At 43.6% G+C, this 14,247-nt stretch carries 9 protein-coding genes and 1 pseudogene; 6 read left to right on the plus strand and 4 right to left on the minus strand.

Annotated features, from left to right (window positions below):
* Positions 1-374 precede the first annotated feature (374 nt).
* From nagA to asnB, 4 genes are all read left to right on the plus strand, one after another.
* Positions 375-1,511 carry an N-acetylglucosamine-6-phosphate deacetylase gene (nagA, locus tag OH460_RS19725; protein ID WP_008223817.1) on the plus strand — a complete coding sequence of 379 codons (1,137 nt, stop codon included), beginning with the start codon at positions 375-377 and terminating at the stop codon, positions 1,509-1,511.
* Positions 1,512-1,513: 2 nt separating this feature from the next.
* The gene (gene nagC / locus OH460_RS19730) at positions 1,514-2,728 is read left to right on the plus strand and encodes a DNA-binding transcriptional regulator NagC (protein ID WP_061034162.1); all 1,215 of its coding nucleotides are present in this window, start codon (positions 1,514-1,516) and stop codon (positions 2,726-2,728) included.
* Positions 2,729-2,812: 84 nt separating this feature from the next.
* The gene (locus OH460_RS19735) at positions 2,813-4,399 is read left to right on the plus strand and encodes a cation:proton antiporter family protein (protein ID WP_269999236.1); all 1,587 of its coding nucleotides are present in this window, start codon (positions 2,813-2,815) and stop codon (positions 4,397-4,399) included.
* Positions 4,400-4,632: 233 nt separating this feature from the next.
* Positions 4,633-6,303 carry an asparagine synthase B gene (gene asnB, locus OH460_RS19740; RefSeq protein WP_061034164.1) on the plus strand — a complete coding sequence of 557 codons (1,671 nt, stop codon included), beginning with the start codon at positions 4,633-4,635 and terminating at the stop codon, positions 6,301-6,303.
* Positions 6,304-6,389: 86 nt separating this feature from the next.
* Here asnB and rfaH read toward each other — a convergent pair whose 3' ends face one another.
* Positions 6,390-6,896 (minus strand): transcription/translation regulatory transformer protein RfaH, encoded by a 507-nt coding sequence (gene rfaH / locus OH460_RS19745; RefSeq protein ID WP_061034165.1) that lies wholly within the window; start codon positions 6,894-6,896, stop codon positions 6,390-6,392.
* A gap of 501 nt (positions 6,897-7,397) precedes the next feature.
* Here rfaH and OH460_RS19750 point away from each other — a divergent pair.
* Positions 7,398-8,795, plus strand: a pseudogene (locus tag OH460_RS19750) (peptide MFS transporter).
* 93 nt (positions 8,796-8,888) lie between these two features.
* Here the strand turns inward: OH460_RS19750 and hemH are convergent.
* The 3 genes from hemH to htpG form a co-directional block, all read right to left on the minus strand.
* Positions 8,889-9,851 (minus strand): ferrochelatase, encoded by a 963-nt coding sequence (hemH, locus tag OH460_RS19755; protein WP_008223805.1) that lies wholly within the window; start codon positions 9,849-9,851, stop codon positions 8,889-8,891.
* 276 nt (positions 9,852-10,127) lie between these two features.
* Positions 10,128-10,772, minus strand: a complete 645-nt coding sequence (gene adk / locus OH460_RS19760) for an adenylate kinase (protein ID WP_004737884.1) — start codon at positions 10,770-10,772, stop codon at positions 10,128-10,130.
* 388 nt (positions 10,773-11,160) lie between these two features.
* On the minus strand, positions 11,161-13,065 hold the full coding sequence (gene htpG / locus OH460_RS19765) for a molecular chaperone HtpG (RefSeq protein ID WP_116871763.1): 1,905 nt from the start codon (positions 13,063-13,065) through the stop codon (positions 11,161-11,163).
* A 269-nt stretch (positions 13,066-13,334) separates the two neighbouring features.
* Here htpG and OH460_RS19770 point away from each other — a divergent pair, with 269 nt between their 5' ends.
* Positions 13,335-14,246 carry a transcriptional regulator gene (locus OH460_RS19770; RefSeq protein WP_061034170.1) on the plus strand — a complete coding sequence of 304 codons (912 nt, stop codon included), beginning with the start codon at positions 13,335-13,337 and terminating at the stop codon, positions 14,244-14,246.
* The last annotated feature ends 1 nt before the right edge of the window (position 14,247 follow it).

Genomic DNA, 14,247 nt, shown 5'->3' on the forward strand with positions numbered 1-14,247 from the left:
AATTAAAACCTTATCATTTGTGATCGTAATCACCAGTTTTTACCAAATCCAGAGGTTTTTGCTAGCGAGATCATAAAACTTATTTTATCATTCAAAAAAATGGACATTTATAGATAAAATCCAAATCTAACTATTGGGTCAAGAGTGGGTTATGTTCAGCTTTAAAAGCCAGCTAACTTACTGATATTTCTTAACCCATAATCATAAAAACAATGAATTGTTCACATATTTTTCAAACACTTAAAATCGCTTCCCTTTTTGAAGCCGTTTGCCCATAAAAGATAAATCGTTACGTAAATGATGCTCGCAAACTAAGTCCACATTTAGGTAACGAACGAATTTAAAAGATCTGACGAAATAAGGATTAGCTGACTATGTACGCGCTAAGTAACTGTAAAATTTACACTGGTAGTGATGTTCTAACCGATCATGCTGTAGTAATCGAAAACGAACTGATCAAAAAAGTCTGCCCTATCTCTGAATTACCGGAAGGTATCGAGGTTCGCGACCTAGACGGAGCAAACCTAAGTCCAGGTTTCATTGACCTACAACTTAATGGTTGTGGCGGTGTAATGCTGAACGATGAGATCACTGCAGAAACAATGCAGATCATGCACAAAGCCAACCTAAAATCAGGCTGTACTAGCTTCTTACCGACTCTGATCACTTCTTCAGACGAAGACATGCGCGCTGTTATCACAGCTGCTCGTGAGTACCACAACCAATACCAGAACCAATCTTTAGGTCTTCACCTTGAAGGTCCATACCTAAACGTTGCAAAAAAAGGCATTCACAGCGTTGATCATATTCGTAAGTCTGACAGCGAGATGATTGAGCTTATCTGTGAGAACAGCGACCTTGTTGCGAAAGTAACACTGGCTCCTGAGCTGAACGACCCAGAGCATATCGAGCGTCTGCACAAAGCTGGTGTTGTTGTTTCTATCGGTCACACCAACGCAACTTATGCAGAAGCACGCCAAGGTTTCGAATCTGGTATCACATTCGCAACGCACCTATTCAATGCAATGACACCTATGGTTGGTCGTGAACCAGGTGTGGTTGGCGCAATTTACGATACGCCAGAAGTATACGCAGGCATCATCGCCGACGGCTTCCACGTTGATTACGCAAACATCAGAATTGCGCACAAAATCAAGGGAGAAAAGTTGGTATTAGTGACGGATGCCACAGCTCCTGCAGGTGCTGACATGGAATACTTTATTTTTGTCGGTAAGAAAGTATATTACCGAGATGGTAAGTGTGTTGATGAAAACGGCACACTGGGCGGCTCAGCTCTGACTATGATTGAAGCAGTTCAGAATACAGTTGAGCACGCTGGTATCGCTTTAGACGAAGCTCTTCGCATGGCTACGCTATACCCAGCTACGGCTATCGGTGTAGAAAGCAAGCTAGGTCGAATCAAAAAAGGCATGGTTGCAAACCTAGCTGTATTTGACCGAGACTTTAACGTTAAAGCGACTGTTGTTAATGGACAATACGAGCACAATTAAGTATGAATGGCGGACAAATAGGTAACGTAGACTTAGTTAAACAACTAAACAGTGCGGCGGTATACCGACTAATAGACCAACAAGGGCCTATCAGTCGTATACAAGTGGCTGATGTAAGCCAACTCGCACCGGCAAGTGTTACAAAAATTACCCGCCAATTATTAGAGCGCGGCCTAATCAAAGAGGTCGCACAGCAAGCGTCTACTGGCGGTAGACGCGCTATCTCTCTAACCACAGAAGTAGAGCCTTTCCACTCTATCGCTGTGCGCTTAGGTCGAGACTATATTCAAGTTAGCCTTCATGACCTTGGTGGTCGTGAATTGGCTTTCCAGCAGCAAGACCTGAATTATTCAGACCAATCAGACCTTACCCAGGGCTTGGTCAACACGCTTAAGGCCTTCATTGCTGAGCACCAACCGAAAATCGATCAGCTGATTGCGATTGGCGTAACTCTTCCAGGCTTAGTTAACCCGACGACGGGTGTCGTTGAGTACATGCCAAATACAGACATCGATAACCTTGCATTGAGCGACATTATTCGCGACACATTCCATGTCGCTTGTTTTGTTGGTAACGATGTTCGCGGAATGGCATTAGCGGAGCACTACTTTGGCGCGAGCCAAGACAGCCAAGACTCTATCTTAGTGAGTGTTCACCGCGGTACTGGTGCGGGTATTATCGTTAACGGTCAGGTTTTCTTAGGCCATAACCGTAACGTCGGTGAAATCGGTCATATCCAAATCGATCCACTTGGTGAACAGTGCCAATGTGGTAACTTTGGTTGTCTTGAAACGGTAGCGGCGAATCCAGCAATCGTAGAGCGCGTGCAAAAGCTGATTAAACAAGGTTATGAGTCTTCTTTAACCGAACTTGAGCGTATTACTATTCAAGACGTTTGCGACCATGCAATGAATGGTGACGAATTAGCTAAGCAGAGCTTGGTTCGAGTAGGAAACCAGTTAGGTAAAGCGATCGCCATGACGATCAACCTATTTAACCCTCAAAAAGTGATCATTGCTGGTGATATTACTAAGGCACAAGAGATTGTTTTCCCTGCAATTAAGCGTAATGTAGAGAATCAGTCCCTAACGACTTTCCATAGCGGCCTGCCTATTGTAGCATCACAGATCGATAAACATCCTACGATGGGAGCTTTTGCTATGATCAAGCGCGCCATGCTCAACGGTGTGTTACTGCAGAAGTTACTTGAAGATTAAAGAACAACAATTCTGATTTTCCGCGGGCCGTGTTTGTAAAAACACGGCCCGTTTTTTTAAGCTAGGGAACTACAACAACAAGTTATGGAACTTATATTAATATCCACTGCGTTTATCGCAGGATTTATTGCTTTAAAATGTCATCTTCCGCCACTGGTTGGTTTTTTGGTTGCGGGATTTGGGCTTTTCGCCTTTGGTTTCGAAACGAATGACACCATCATTACCTTGGCTGACCTCGGTGTCACCCTGCTCCTATTCACCATCGGCTTGAAGCTAGATATCAAAACCCTACTCTCTAAAGAGATCTGGGCTGGCGCGACAATACATAACCTTTTATCCACTCTGTTTTTTGCCGTCGCCCTATTTGGTTTTAAGTTCCTTGGCATTTCGTCACTGGCAGCTATGTCAGCCGAGCAGATTGTTCTACTCGGCTTCGCCCTATCATTCTCGAGTACCGTATTTGCGGTAAAGACTCTTCAAGAGAAAGGCGAAATGAATGCGACCTACGGTACATTGGCGATTGGTATCTTGGTCATGCAAGATATTTTCGCGGTGGTATTCCTAACGGCCTCGACCGGTAAAATACCAGAGTGGTATGCAATTGCGCTATTTGCCCTACCTTTATTACGCCCACTGTTCTACAAAATTCTTGATTGGGTTGGACACGGCGAAATGTTGGTTCTTTCCGGCATCTTCTTCGCATTAGTCGTCGGTGCTGGTTTATTCCATTTGGTTGGTGTTAAGCCAGACCTGGGCGCTCTTGTTCTAGGTATGCTGCTTGCTGGTCATCCAAAAGCCTCAGAGTTATCAAAATCGCTGTTTAACCTTAAAGAGCTTTTCCTTGTCTGTTTCTTCTTGAACATTGGTTTGTCAGAGCAACCAACCATTCAAGGCTTTATGCTTGCAATCTTGTTCTTGCTGATGCTGCCAGTGAAAGGAGTTCTCTACTTCTTGGTGCTTAACCGCTTCAAGTTCCGTGTTCGAACGTCTCTACTTGCCTCTTTATCACTGTTTAACTACAGCGAATTTGGCCTCATCGTTGGTGGCCTAGCCTTCAAGATGGGTTGGATGTCTGGCGATATCCTAGTTGCCGTCGCGATTGCGGTTTCGCTGTCTTTCTTAATCGCTGCACCTTTAAATCGAGCTGGTCACAAGCTTTATCAGCAGTCAGGTAAATGGCTAAAAGAGCATGCCTCAGAAAAGCTTCACCGACGCGATAAGCGAATTGATCCTGGTCGTGCCCAAGTGCTTATTCTTGGTATGGGCCGAATTGGTACTGGTGCTTATGACGAATTACGCTCTCGCTATGGCAAGGTAAGTTTAGGTGTCGAAGTTCGTGAAGAAGCAGCACACAACCACAGAAGCCACGGTAGAAACGTGATTTCTGGCGACGCGACCGACCCAGACTTCTGGGAGCGCATCTTAGATACTGCGAATGTAAAGCTGGTTATCTTAGCCATGCCACATCACCAAGGTAACCAGACCGCTTTAGATCAACTAAAGTCACGTAACTTTAAAGGACAGATCGCAGCTATCGCAGAATACCCTGATCAACTCGAAACCTTGAAAGAGAATGGTGTTGATGCCGCATTCAATATCTACAGCGAAGCCGGTAGTGGTTTTGCTCGCCATGTTTGTGAGCAATTAAACCCAAACATTAACAAAATCTAGCCTAAATCCCTCTCAGAAAAACCTCTCAAGGCTGTGAATTTTCGCACTTTTGAGAGGTTTTTGTATAAAAAAGCAACCACATTTAGATACCAAACACCAAAACAACAAAATAATTAAATAATTTCTAACATAACACCCTTTATATTATTTTTTTGCTCACATCCGGTTGCTTTTTTTAGCCAGAATGGCAAATTGAATACAGTTGATTTAGAAATTATTTAAAAGGAAGTTCTATGTGTTCAGTATTTGGCATTCTCGACATAAAAAGTGATGCCGCAGCACTTCGCCCTATCGCTTTAGAAATGTCTAAAAAGCTTCGTCACCGTGGACCAGATTGGTCTGGTATCTATGCAAGTGACAAAGCAATCCTTGCTCACGAGCGTTTAGCTATCGTCGGTCTAAATAGTGGTGCTCAACCGCTATACAGCCAAGACAAGAAACACATTCTTGCGGTAAACGGTGAAATCTATAACCACAAAGAACTTCGTGCTCGCTATGAAGATAAGTACCAGTTCCAGACAGACTCTGACTGTGAAGTTATCCTAGCGCTATACCAAGAAATGGGCGCCGACCTGCTAGAAGAGCTAAACGGTATCTTCGCATTCGTTTTATACGATGAAGAAAAAGACGAATACCTAGTAGGCCGCGACCACATCGGTATCATCCCGCTTTACCAAGGCTACGATGAACACGGTAACTACTATGTTGCTTCTGAAATGAAAGCTCTGGTTCCTGTATGTAAGACCATCAGCGAGTTCCCTCCTGGTAGCTTCTACTCTTCGAAAGATGCAGAGCCACAACGTTACTATATTCGTGACTGGAACGAATACGCTGCAGTACAAGGCAACAGCACAAGTAAAGAAGACCTAACGGAAGCACTAGAAGCAGCGGTGAAGCGTCAACTAATGACTGACGTACCTTACGGTGTACTTCTTTCTGGTGGTTTAGATTCATCTATCACTTCAGCAGTCGCTAAACGCTTTGCGGCAATGCGTATTGAAGATGACGAACAGTCTGAAGCTTGGTGGCCACAACTGCACTCATTTGCGGTTGGCCTAGAAGGTGCTCCTGATCTTATCGCTGCTCGTGAAGTGGCAGACAAGATTGGTACCGTACACCACGAGATGACATACACCATTCAAGAAGGTCTGGATGCAATCCGTGATGTTATCTACCACATCGAGACCTACGACGTAACGACAATTCGCGCGTCTACGCCAATGTACCTACTTGCTCGTAAGATCAAAGCAATGGGTATCAAAATGGTACTGTCTGGTGAAGGTGCTGATGAGATCTTTGGCGGTTACTTGTACTTCCACAAAGCGCCAAACGCAAAAGAGTTCCATGAAGAAACAGTACGTAAGTTGCTGGCTCTAAACATGTTTGACTGTGCTCGTGCGAACAAATCACTAGCAGCATGGGGCGTAGAAGGCCGCGTACCATTCTTGGACAAAGAGTTCATCGATGTAGCAATGCGCTTAAACCCAGAAGACAAAATGTGTGGCAACGGTAAGATGGAGAAACACATCCTACGTGAGTGTTTCGAAGATTATCTACCAGACTCAATTGCATGGCGTCAAAAAGAGCAATTCTCTGATGGGGTTGGCTATGACTGGATCGATACGTTGAAAGCTACCGCTGAAGCGAAAGTAACGGACAAGCAAATGGAAACTGCGCAGTTCCGCTTCCCATACAACACGCCAACGACTAAAGAAGGCTACGCTTACCGTGAAATCTTTGAAGAGTTGTTCCCGCTAGAATCTGCAGCAGAATGTGTACCAGGTGGTCCATCTGTCGCTTGTTCATCAGCTAAAGCCATTGAGTGGGATGAGTCTTTCCAAAACTGTGTAGACCCATCAGGTCGTGCGGTTCAAGCGGTTCACAACGACGCTTACAACGCGTAAGCTCTCAGGCAAATTTGAGATACTAAAAAAGGCGCATTATGCGCCTTTTTATTTTAAGCCTAGGTGTATCACTTTTTACTGTAGAGTTAAGCTTGAGCTTGCAGTGCTTCATTCTCAATGCTGATAGGCACCACCTGGCTGATCATCTTCACTAACATGATAGAGCGAGCTTCACCATCTTTCTGGTGGAATATTGCTTCTATGCCTGCAAACTGACCACTCGTAATTTTCACAACCTGACCAGATTCGAACTCAGCACAGCACTCTTCGACGTCATTGGTGCAATACTTCTCAAGTTCTTTAAGCTCAAAAACCAAGTCGCCTTGTACTTCATGTGGTAGCGCTCCAAACTTAATGAAGTCCACTACGCCGCGTGTTGAACGAACGGTCGTAAAGCTTGGTCCTTGTTCATAATCAAATCGAACAAAAACGTATGAAGGGAACAGCGGTTCTTTGACCACCTTTTCTTTCCCTCTAACTACTTTTTCGACTTCTATTTGTGGGTAAAAACACTCTACCCCTTGATTCTCTAAGTGCTGCTGAGCGCGTTTTTGATCGCCACGCTTACAGTAGAGTAAATACCAACGTTTCATTTAACTAGCCATCTTCTATTTTGGGGACATTTTACCACAAGCCTAAAACGGTTTAATTGCTATTAACTAAATGAATCTTAATAGCCACAAAATTATGCGTAGCAAACCAATTTATCAACAAAAATTATAGACATAAAAGTGATTAAGCATTGTACAGAGTTCTATTTCCAATCAAAAGGTGCGCTTCTATGGCTGCATATACAGTCAAAAAATAAAACACACCGTTCCCTTTAATGGCGATAGGATACATAAAATTGATAGCTTGCGCCTTTAATATTCAAGAATGTTTTCAATGAGATCATTTAACAACCAGCTCAAATCTGGAAAATTAGTTTGCAGCACGCATTTTAAGGGCGACATCACCAGAAAAGCATATAATTTTCATACACTTACGAAATGTAGGTTATCGTTACCATAAAATACCTCTATTGCAGATGTTTATCCCACTCTGTATACATAAGTAACTATAAAATCTTTTAATAACTAAAATTAGTAAAACTTATGCCAAGCAATCACAACATCTTTGGCCACCCTAGAGGCCTATTTCTACTTTTCAGCACAGAGCTATGAGAACGTTTCTCCTACTACGCTATGCGTGCGATTCTTGTTTTATTCTTAACAGATACAACAATCAACGGCGGGCTGGGTTGGTCTACAAAAGACGCACTCGATCTTTATGGTATCTACACTGGCCTGGTCTACATCACACCATTAATCGGTGGTTGGATTGCCGACAACTACCTAGGGCAACGTAAATCGATTCTAATCGGTGGCGTGCTTATGGCACTTGGTCAATTTACGCTGGCTCTACCTACTGGCTTTATGGGCTTAGACCAAGTAAGTGCACTTTACCTAGGTTTAGCGCTGCTTATTAGTGGTAACGGTATGTTTAAGCCAAACATCTCGACTATGGTTGGTGACCTTTACCAAGAAGGTGATAACCGTCGTGATGGCGCATTTACTATTTTCTACATGGGCATCAACTTAGGTGCGCTACTAGGCGGTCTTATCTCTGGTGCAGCAGTTGATTCATATGGCTGGAAAGCAGGTTTCCTAGCGGCTGGTATCGGTATGGTTATTAGCTTAATCATGCAAATGACTATGGCTCAATCATGGCTAGGTAATATCGGTTCTGTGCCAGCAGCTGCTCGTGCAAAAGCTATGAACAAATCGAAAGAGAAAGCACCGCTAACTAAAGAAGAGTTTGACCGACTAAAAGTTATTTTGATCATGGGTCTGTTCGTGATTGTTTTCTGGGCAGGCTTTGAACAAGCTGGCGGCCTAATGAACATCTACACTCAACAATATACAGACCGTATGATTGGTGATTTTGAAGTTCCGGCTGCGTGGTTCCAATCTCTAAACCCATTCTTCATCATTACACTTGCACCAATCATTGCTGCATTCTGGGTGAAGTTAGGTAAGCGTGAACCAAACTCACCGGTTAAATTTGCGATGGCTCTGTTCTTCTTGGCGCTAGGCTTCGTTTGCATGATGGGCGCGGTAATGGAGCAAGGTGGTGACCTTACAGTTAAAACTTCGATGCTGTGGTTAGTAGGTGCATTCTTCTTCCATACACTTGGTGAGCTTTGCCTATCTCCTATCGGTCTATCGTTAGTGACTAAGCTGGCACCGCTACGTTTAGCATCACTAATGATGGGTGCATGGTTTGGTTTCAACGCTATTGCAAACTACGTAGCTGGCCTTGTGGGCTCTCATGTAGGTGAACTAGGCGCGATGGCAATCTTCAGTGGTATTGCAATTACAGCAACGATCAGCGGCATCTTACTACTTCTTTGTGCTGGTAAGCTTGTATCTTGGATGCACGGCGTAGAGAGCAACATGACGCTAGAGTCTGAACCAAAAGAAGAGCGCACTGCAGAAACTTCTGTTGCTTAATATCTAATATCGTTCAGTGTCTAATAGACGCTAGAACACATTCAAAAAAGGGCTGCTCATTGAGCAGCCCTTTTAGTATTTATTTAGCCGATATTAACGGTGAATCTCTACCAGTTCAGCCATCATGTCGATATGCGAATCTCTGTCGTTGAGACACATGATATAGCTAAACTCTGAACCACCAGCGTCAATGAAGGTTTCCTTACACTGATCTGAAATCTCTTCCAGCGTTTCTAAACAGTCCACCGAGAAAGCTGGAGCCATGATATCGATCTTCTTGATCCCTTTGCTTGGCAAGGATTCAAGCGTCTCATCCGTGTATGGCTTTAACCATTCCTCTCGACCAAATCGAGACTGGTAAGTCATGGTGATATCGTCTGCAGATAAACCAAGCTCCTCAGCTAGTAGCTTAGTTGTCGCCTCACAGTGTTGAGGGTAGATATCCCCTTCATCTGCCAATCGCTTCGGAATGCCGTGGAAAGAGCAAACCAAATGATCCGCTCGGCCATTTTTCTCCCAGTGGCTACGAACACTCTCAGCCAATGCTTTGGTGTAACTAGGGTGTGCATAGTAATCACGAATAAAGCGGTAACTAGGAATAACAGGCATCTGTTTAAAGGCTTTGGTTAAACCATCAGAAACCGCAGCTGTGGTGGTGCCTGAATACTGAGGATACAGAGGCAGTACGATGATCTCTTCAACGCCCTGCTCCATCAGCTGCTCAACGCCCGTTTTTAGACTTGGATTACCATAAGTCATACCCAGCGCGACAGGCATCTCTAACTTCTTCTGTAGTTTCTCTGCTTGCCTTTGTGAATACACAAGAAGCGGTGAGCCGTCGTCCATCCAAACCGACTGATAAAGCTTGGCTACTTTAGGTGAACGAATCGGTAAAATCACCCCGTGCAGGATTGGACACCATAGCCAGCGCGTTAGATTAACGACTCGCTTATCGTGCAAAAATTCACTCAAAAATCGACGAACGCCAGCTGGGGTCGCAGAATCTGGCGTACCTAAGTTCACCAGTAAAACGCCCTGCTTTTTATTATTTTCCATAGATACCAGAGACCAATATGTAATTTTGTAGAGAGTAATATACTAATCTGCTGAAGTTTAAGATCATTGCTTGTCACTAAATGTTGAGATAATCATTTGGCGTGACACATAACCAACATCAACTTCCGATTATGAGCGAACTTTTCAAAGCTAATGTGCGTTGAATTGAGGGCTCCTAATTATCTTAGATTGGTATCGTACTAAAAATTGAGACAAAAAAAGCGACCTTTAAGGTCGCTTCCAATATATCAAATTCTAAAACTGGCTGTTAGCCAATTATGCTAGTGCTTTCTCAAGTTCTGCACTAACTTCAGCAACTTGCTTAGTACCGTCAAACTTAAGGTACTGAGTGTTACCAGCTTCAGCTTCTTTACCGTAGTAAGAGATTAGTGGAGCTGTTTGCTCATGGTACACGCCTAGACGAGCACGAACTGTTTCTTCTTTGTCGTCATCACGTACAACTAGCTCTTCGCCAGTTACGTCATCTTTACCTTCTTCTTTTGGTGGGTTGTACACAGTGTGGTATGTACGACCTGAAGGAAGGTGAGCACGACGACCAGCCATACGCTCAACAATCACATCGTCAGCTACGTCGAATTCAACAACGTAATCTACAGCGATACCCATTTCTTTTAGGCCATCAGCTTGTGGGATTGTGCGTGGGAAACCGTCTAGTAGGAAACCTTTCTCACAGTCATCTTGAGCGATACGCTCTTTGATAAGACCAAGGATAATTTCATCAGAAACTAGCTGACCAGCGTCGATTACTGATTTTGCTTGCTTACCAAGCTCAGTACCCGCTTTGATAGCAGCACGTAGCATATCACCAGTTGAAATTTGAGGGATACCAAATTTGTTCATGATGAAGTTAGCTTGAGTGCCTTTACCCGCGCCAGGAGCACCTAGAAGAATGATGCGCATGTTTAATCCTCTTATAAAATTATGATTTATACCGAAGCTCACTATCCCAACTTCCTAGCTCATCGGTTAGATAAACAGAAAGCGTTAAGTAACCGTTGAGGTTAAGCAAAACAGCAAAGTAGAAGCAAAACGGTAAGTTTCGGTATAACGTTTAAAAATCATACAACTGGAATGAATTGGATTCTAATCCAGCTGATTAGGTCGAGCATTCTATCACATTAATATTCAATTTGGCTGAATTTACGACTAAAGAATGCATCGCCTCATTTTGTTGTGACGATAACGGTGACGTCGACCACGTTTAACACATTTTCAACGACGTTCATTAAAAAAGCCCGCATTTGCGGGCTTTTAATTACAATTCGTGGTTTAGCCCAAAGTCGAAAGACTAACGCTTTGTTAGTAGCTCGTTGATTGCACCCAAGAATTGTGACGGATCTTCCATAGAGCCTTTTTCAGCCAGCATCGCTTGACCAAGTAGTAGCTCAACCCAACGGCCGAACGCTTGCTCATCGGCTTCGTCAGCCATTTGTTTAACAAGTGCGTGCTCTGGGTTAATTTCAAAGATGTACTTAACTTCAGGTGCAGCTTGACCTGCCGCTTCAAGAAGCTTAGCCATTTGCGTACCCATTTCGAAGTCATCCGTTACAACAACTGCAGGTGTGGTTGCGAGTTTAAACGTCGTACGAACTTCTTTAACGCGATCACCGAGGTAAGATTGAGTGCGCTCAACAACAGACTTAAACTCTTCTTCAGTCTCTTTCTGCTTCTCTTTCTCTTCTTCACCTTCAAACTTGCTTAAATCTAAGCCCGCTTTTGTGATCGATTGGAATTGTTTACCGTCAAAGTCTGTTAGGTAGTTCATTACGTACTCATCGATGCGATCGTACATCAGCACCACTTCAATACCTTTTGCTTTAAACTGCTCCAAGTGTGGGCTGTTTTTAGCTGCTGCGTAGCTATCTGCTGTCAGGTAATAAATCTTATCTTGGCCTTCTTTCATACGCTCAACGTAAGATGCTAGGCTGATTGTCTGGTCTGCAGAATCAACTTCTGTAGACGCGAAACGAAGAAGACCTGCGATCTTCTCTTTGTTTGCCATGTCTTCCGCTGGGCCTTCTTTCATTACAAGGCCAAACTCTTTCCAGAATTCTAGGTACTTCTCGTTGTCATTTTTCGCCATGCGCTCAAGCATTGTAAGTACACGCTTAGTACATGCACCACGAAGAGACTGAGTCACCTTGTTATCTTGAAGGATTTCACGCGATACGTTCAGTGGTAGATCGTTTGAGTCAATCAGGCCGCGCACGAAACGCATGTAAGATGGCATGAACTGCTCTGCGTCATCCATGATGAATACACGCTGTACATAAAGTTTCAAGCCGCTCTTGTGGTCACGGTTCATCATATCCCAGGGTGCTTTTGCTGGGATGTAAAGCAGGCTTGTGTAATCGTTCTTACCTTCAACCTTGTTGTGGCTCCACGTTAGTGGATCAGCAAAGTCGTGAGATACATGTTTGTAAAACTCTTGGTACTCTTCTTTCTCAATGTCTGACTTGTTACGAGTCCAAAGCGCTTGAGCTTTGTTAATCTGTTCCCAATGTTTCTCTTCGGTGTCTTTACCTTCGTCATCTTTAACCGCAGTTAAGATAGAAACAGGGATACCGATGTGATCAGAATATTTACCAATCACTTCGCGCAGACGCCATTCATTTAAGAACTCTTTACCGTCTTCACGCATATGAAGAATGATGTCAGTACCACGAGACTCTTTAGTGATGTCTTCGATTGTGTAATCGCCTTCACCTGCAGAGTGCCATTGCACGGCTTCATTGCTTGCAAGACCTGCGGCACGTGTGCGAACCGTTACCGCATCAGCAACGATGAATGCTGAGTAGAAACCAACACCAAATTGACCAATCAATTGAGAGTCTTTGCTTTGGTCTTCAGATAGCTTTGAGAAAAAGTCTGCTGTACCTGATTTAGCAATGGTACCTAAATGTTCAATAACGTTGTCGCGGCTCATGCCGATACCGTTATCAGAAATCGTTAACGTATTTGCCTCAGCGTTAAATGACAGTTTTACACCGAGGTCTGCGTCGCCTTGATAAAGTTCGCCGTTTGATAGTGCTTGAAAACGAAGCTTGTCAGCCGCGTCAGATGCGTTAGAGATCAGCTCACGTAGAAAGATTTCTTTATTTGAATACAGTGAGTGAATCATTAGATGAAGTAGTTGTTTTACTTCAGATTGAAAGCCACGAGTCTCTTTATTTTGCGTTGCTGTTTCGCTCATTTTTACTCCAAAACATCTATACTTTATGTTGAAAACTACAGGGGCGGGATACGTAATACCGCTCTGATGTTCATTAACATGAGGATGACAATTGTAAATTCAAGGTCAAAAATCATAAAAACACTGTTTTTTTGATCTGTTTTTATTATCCTTGAGCCTCATAAATATAAAAGAACATAAAAGAAGTCATGATTTGGTGAAGATTTGAATAAATTTCACCTCAGATTTGTCTATTTCGCACTCAAAATAACCCAAAGTAGAAGAATTCAATGAGCAATATCGGCACAAAGTTTATTCTCGCGCAGCGGTTCGTATTCGATCCAAACAGCAACTCACTTGTTGACCAAATGAGCGACGGCGAAGTCGTACGCCTTGGCAGTAATGAAAGCCGCATTCTCCTAATGCTGTCGGAAAGACCCAATGAAGTTATCACTCGTAATGAATTACATGAATATGTTTGGCGTGATCAAGGTTTTGAGGTTGATGACTCAAGCCTAACTCAAGCCGTTTCAACACTACGTAAAATGCTGAAAGATTCAACGAAATCTCCAGAGTTCGTTAAGACTGTGCCTAAACGCGGTTATCAATTTATCGCAACCGTTGAACGCTCAGCGCCACTTTCATCAAACGACCAACCTGCTGCAGTTGAAATTGCAGAAAATGACGTAGAACCAAGCTTAACGTTTGCAACGGCATCTGTGGCGGAAGACGTTGTTTCTGAGACTCGCCTGCCAGAGCCTGTATCTAAAGTTCAAGAAACCACGGTTTCCGTTGAGCCGCAGCAAGTACCACCAGCTACAGACACGAAGAACAGTAACAAGTGGTTAATCCTTGGTTTGCTGTTTGCCGCTGTCATGATGCCAATTATGGTGCTCACCTTTACCAATCCAGCGGAATCTGAATTCCGTACATTAGCAGAAGTCGATGGTGTAAAAGTTCAGTCACCAATTAATCATCCAGACCTTACCAGCTGGCTTCCTGCTATTGAGAAGTGTGTATTACGTTACAACACCAATCACACTGGTATGCTGAAACCAACTGAAGTGATTGCGACAGGTGGGCAAACTAACAACTTAGCCCTCAACTACATTCACCCGCAAGAATACTCTAGCGAAAACATTACTCTAAGAATTTATGCAAACCAGTCGGACGTAGACGACATTTGTAAAGGTGGCCAGTAAC

Origin of the sequence: Vibrio sp. Makdt, assembly GCF_027587015.1 — a bacterium.
Taxonomy (GTDB): domain Bacteria; phylum Pseudomonadota; class Gammaproteobacteria; order Enterobacterales; family Vibrionaceae; genus Vibrio; species Vibrio chagasii_B.

Excerpts from the sequence above, each read along its gene's own strand:
- nagA (WP_008223817.1), top strand. The coding sequence starts at position 375 with ATGTACGCGCTAAGTAACTGTAAAATTTACACTGGTAGTGATGTTCTA.
- nagC (WP_061034162.1), top strand. The coding sequence starts at position 1,514 with ATGAATGGCGGACAAATAGGTAACGTAGACTTAGTTAAACAACTAAAC.
- OH460_RS19735 (WP_269999236.1), top strand. The coding sequence starts at position 2,813 with ATGGAACTTATATTAATATCCACTGCGTTTATCGCAGGATTTATTGCT.
- asnB (WP_061034164.1), top strand. The coding sequence starts at position 4,633 with ATGTGTTCAGTATTTGGCATTCTCGACATAAAAAGTGATGCCGCAGCA.
- rfaH (WP_061034165.1), bottom strand. The coding sequence starts at position 6,896 with ATGAAACGTTGGTATTTACTCTACTGTAAGCGTGGCGATCAAAAACGC.
- hemH (WP_008223805.1), bottom strand. The coding sequence starts at position 9,851 with ATGGAAAATAATAAAAAGCAGGGCGTTTTACTGGTGAACTTAGGTACG.
- adk (WP_004737884.1), bottom strand. The coding sequence starts at position 10,772 with ATGCGCATCATTCTTCTAGGTGCTCCTGGCGCGGGTAAAGGCACTCAA.
- htpG (WP_116871763.1), bottom strand. The coding sequence starts at position 13,065 with ATGAGCGAAACAGCAACGCAAAATAAAGAGACTCGTGGCTTTCAATCT.
- OH460_RS19770 (WP_061034170.1), top strand. The coding sequence starts at position 13,335 with ATGAGCAATATCGGCACAAAGTTTATTCTCGCGCAGCGGTTCGTATTC.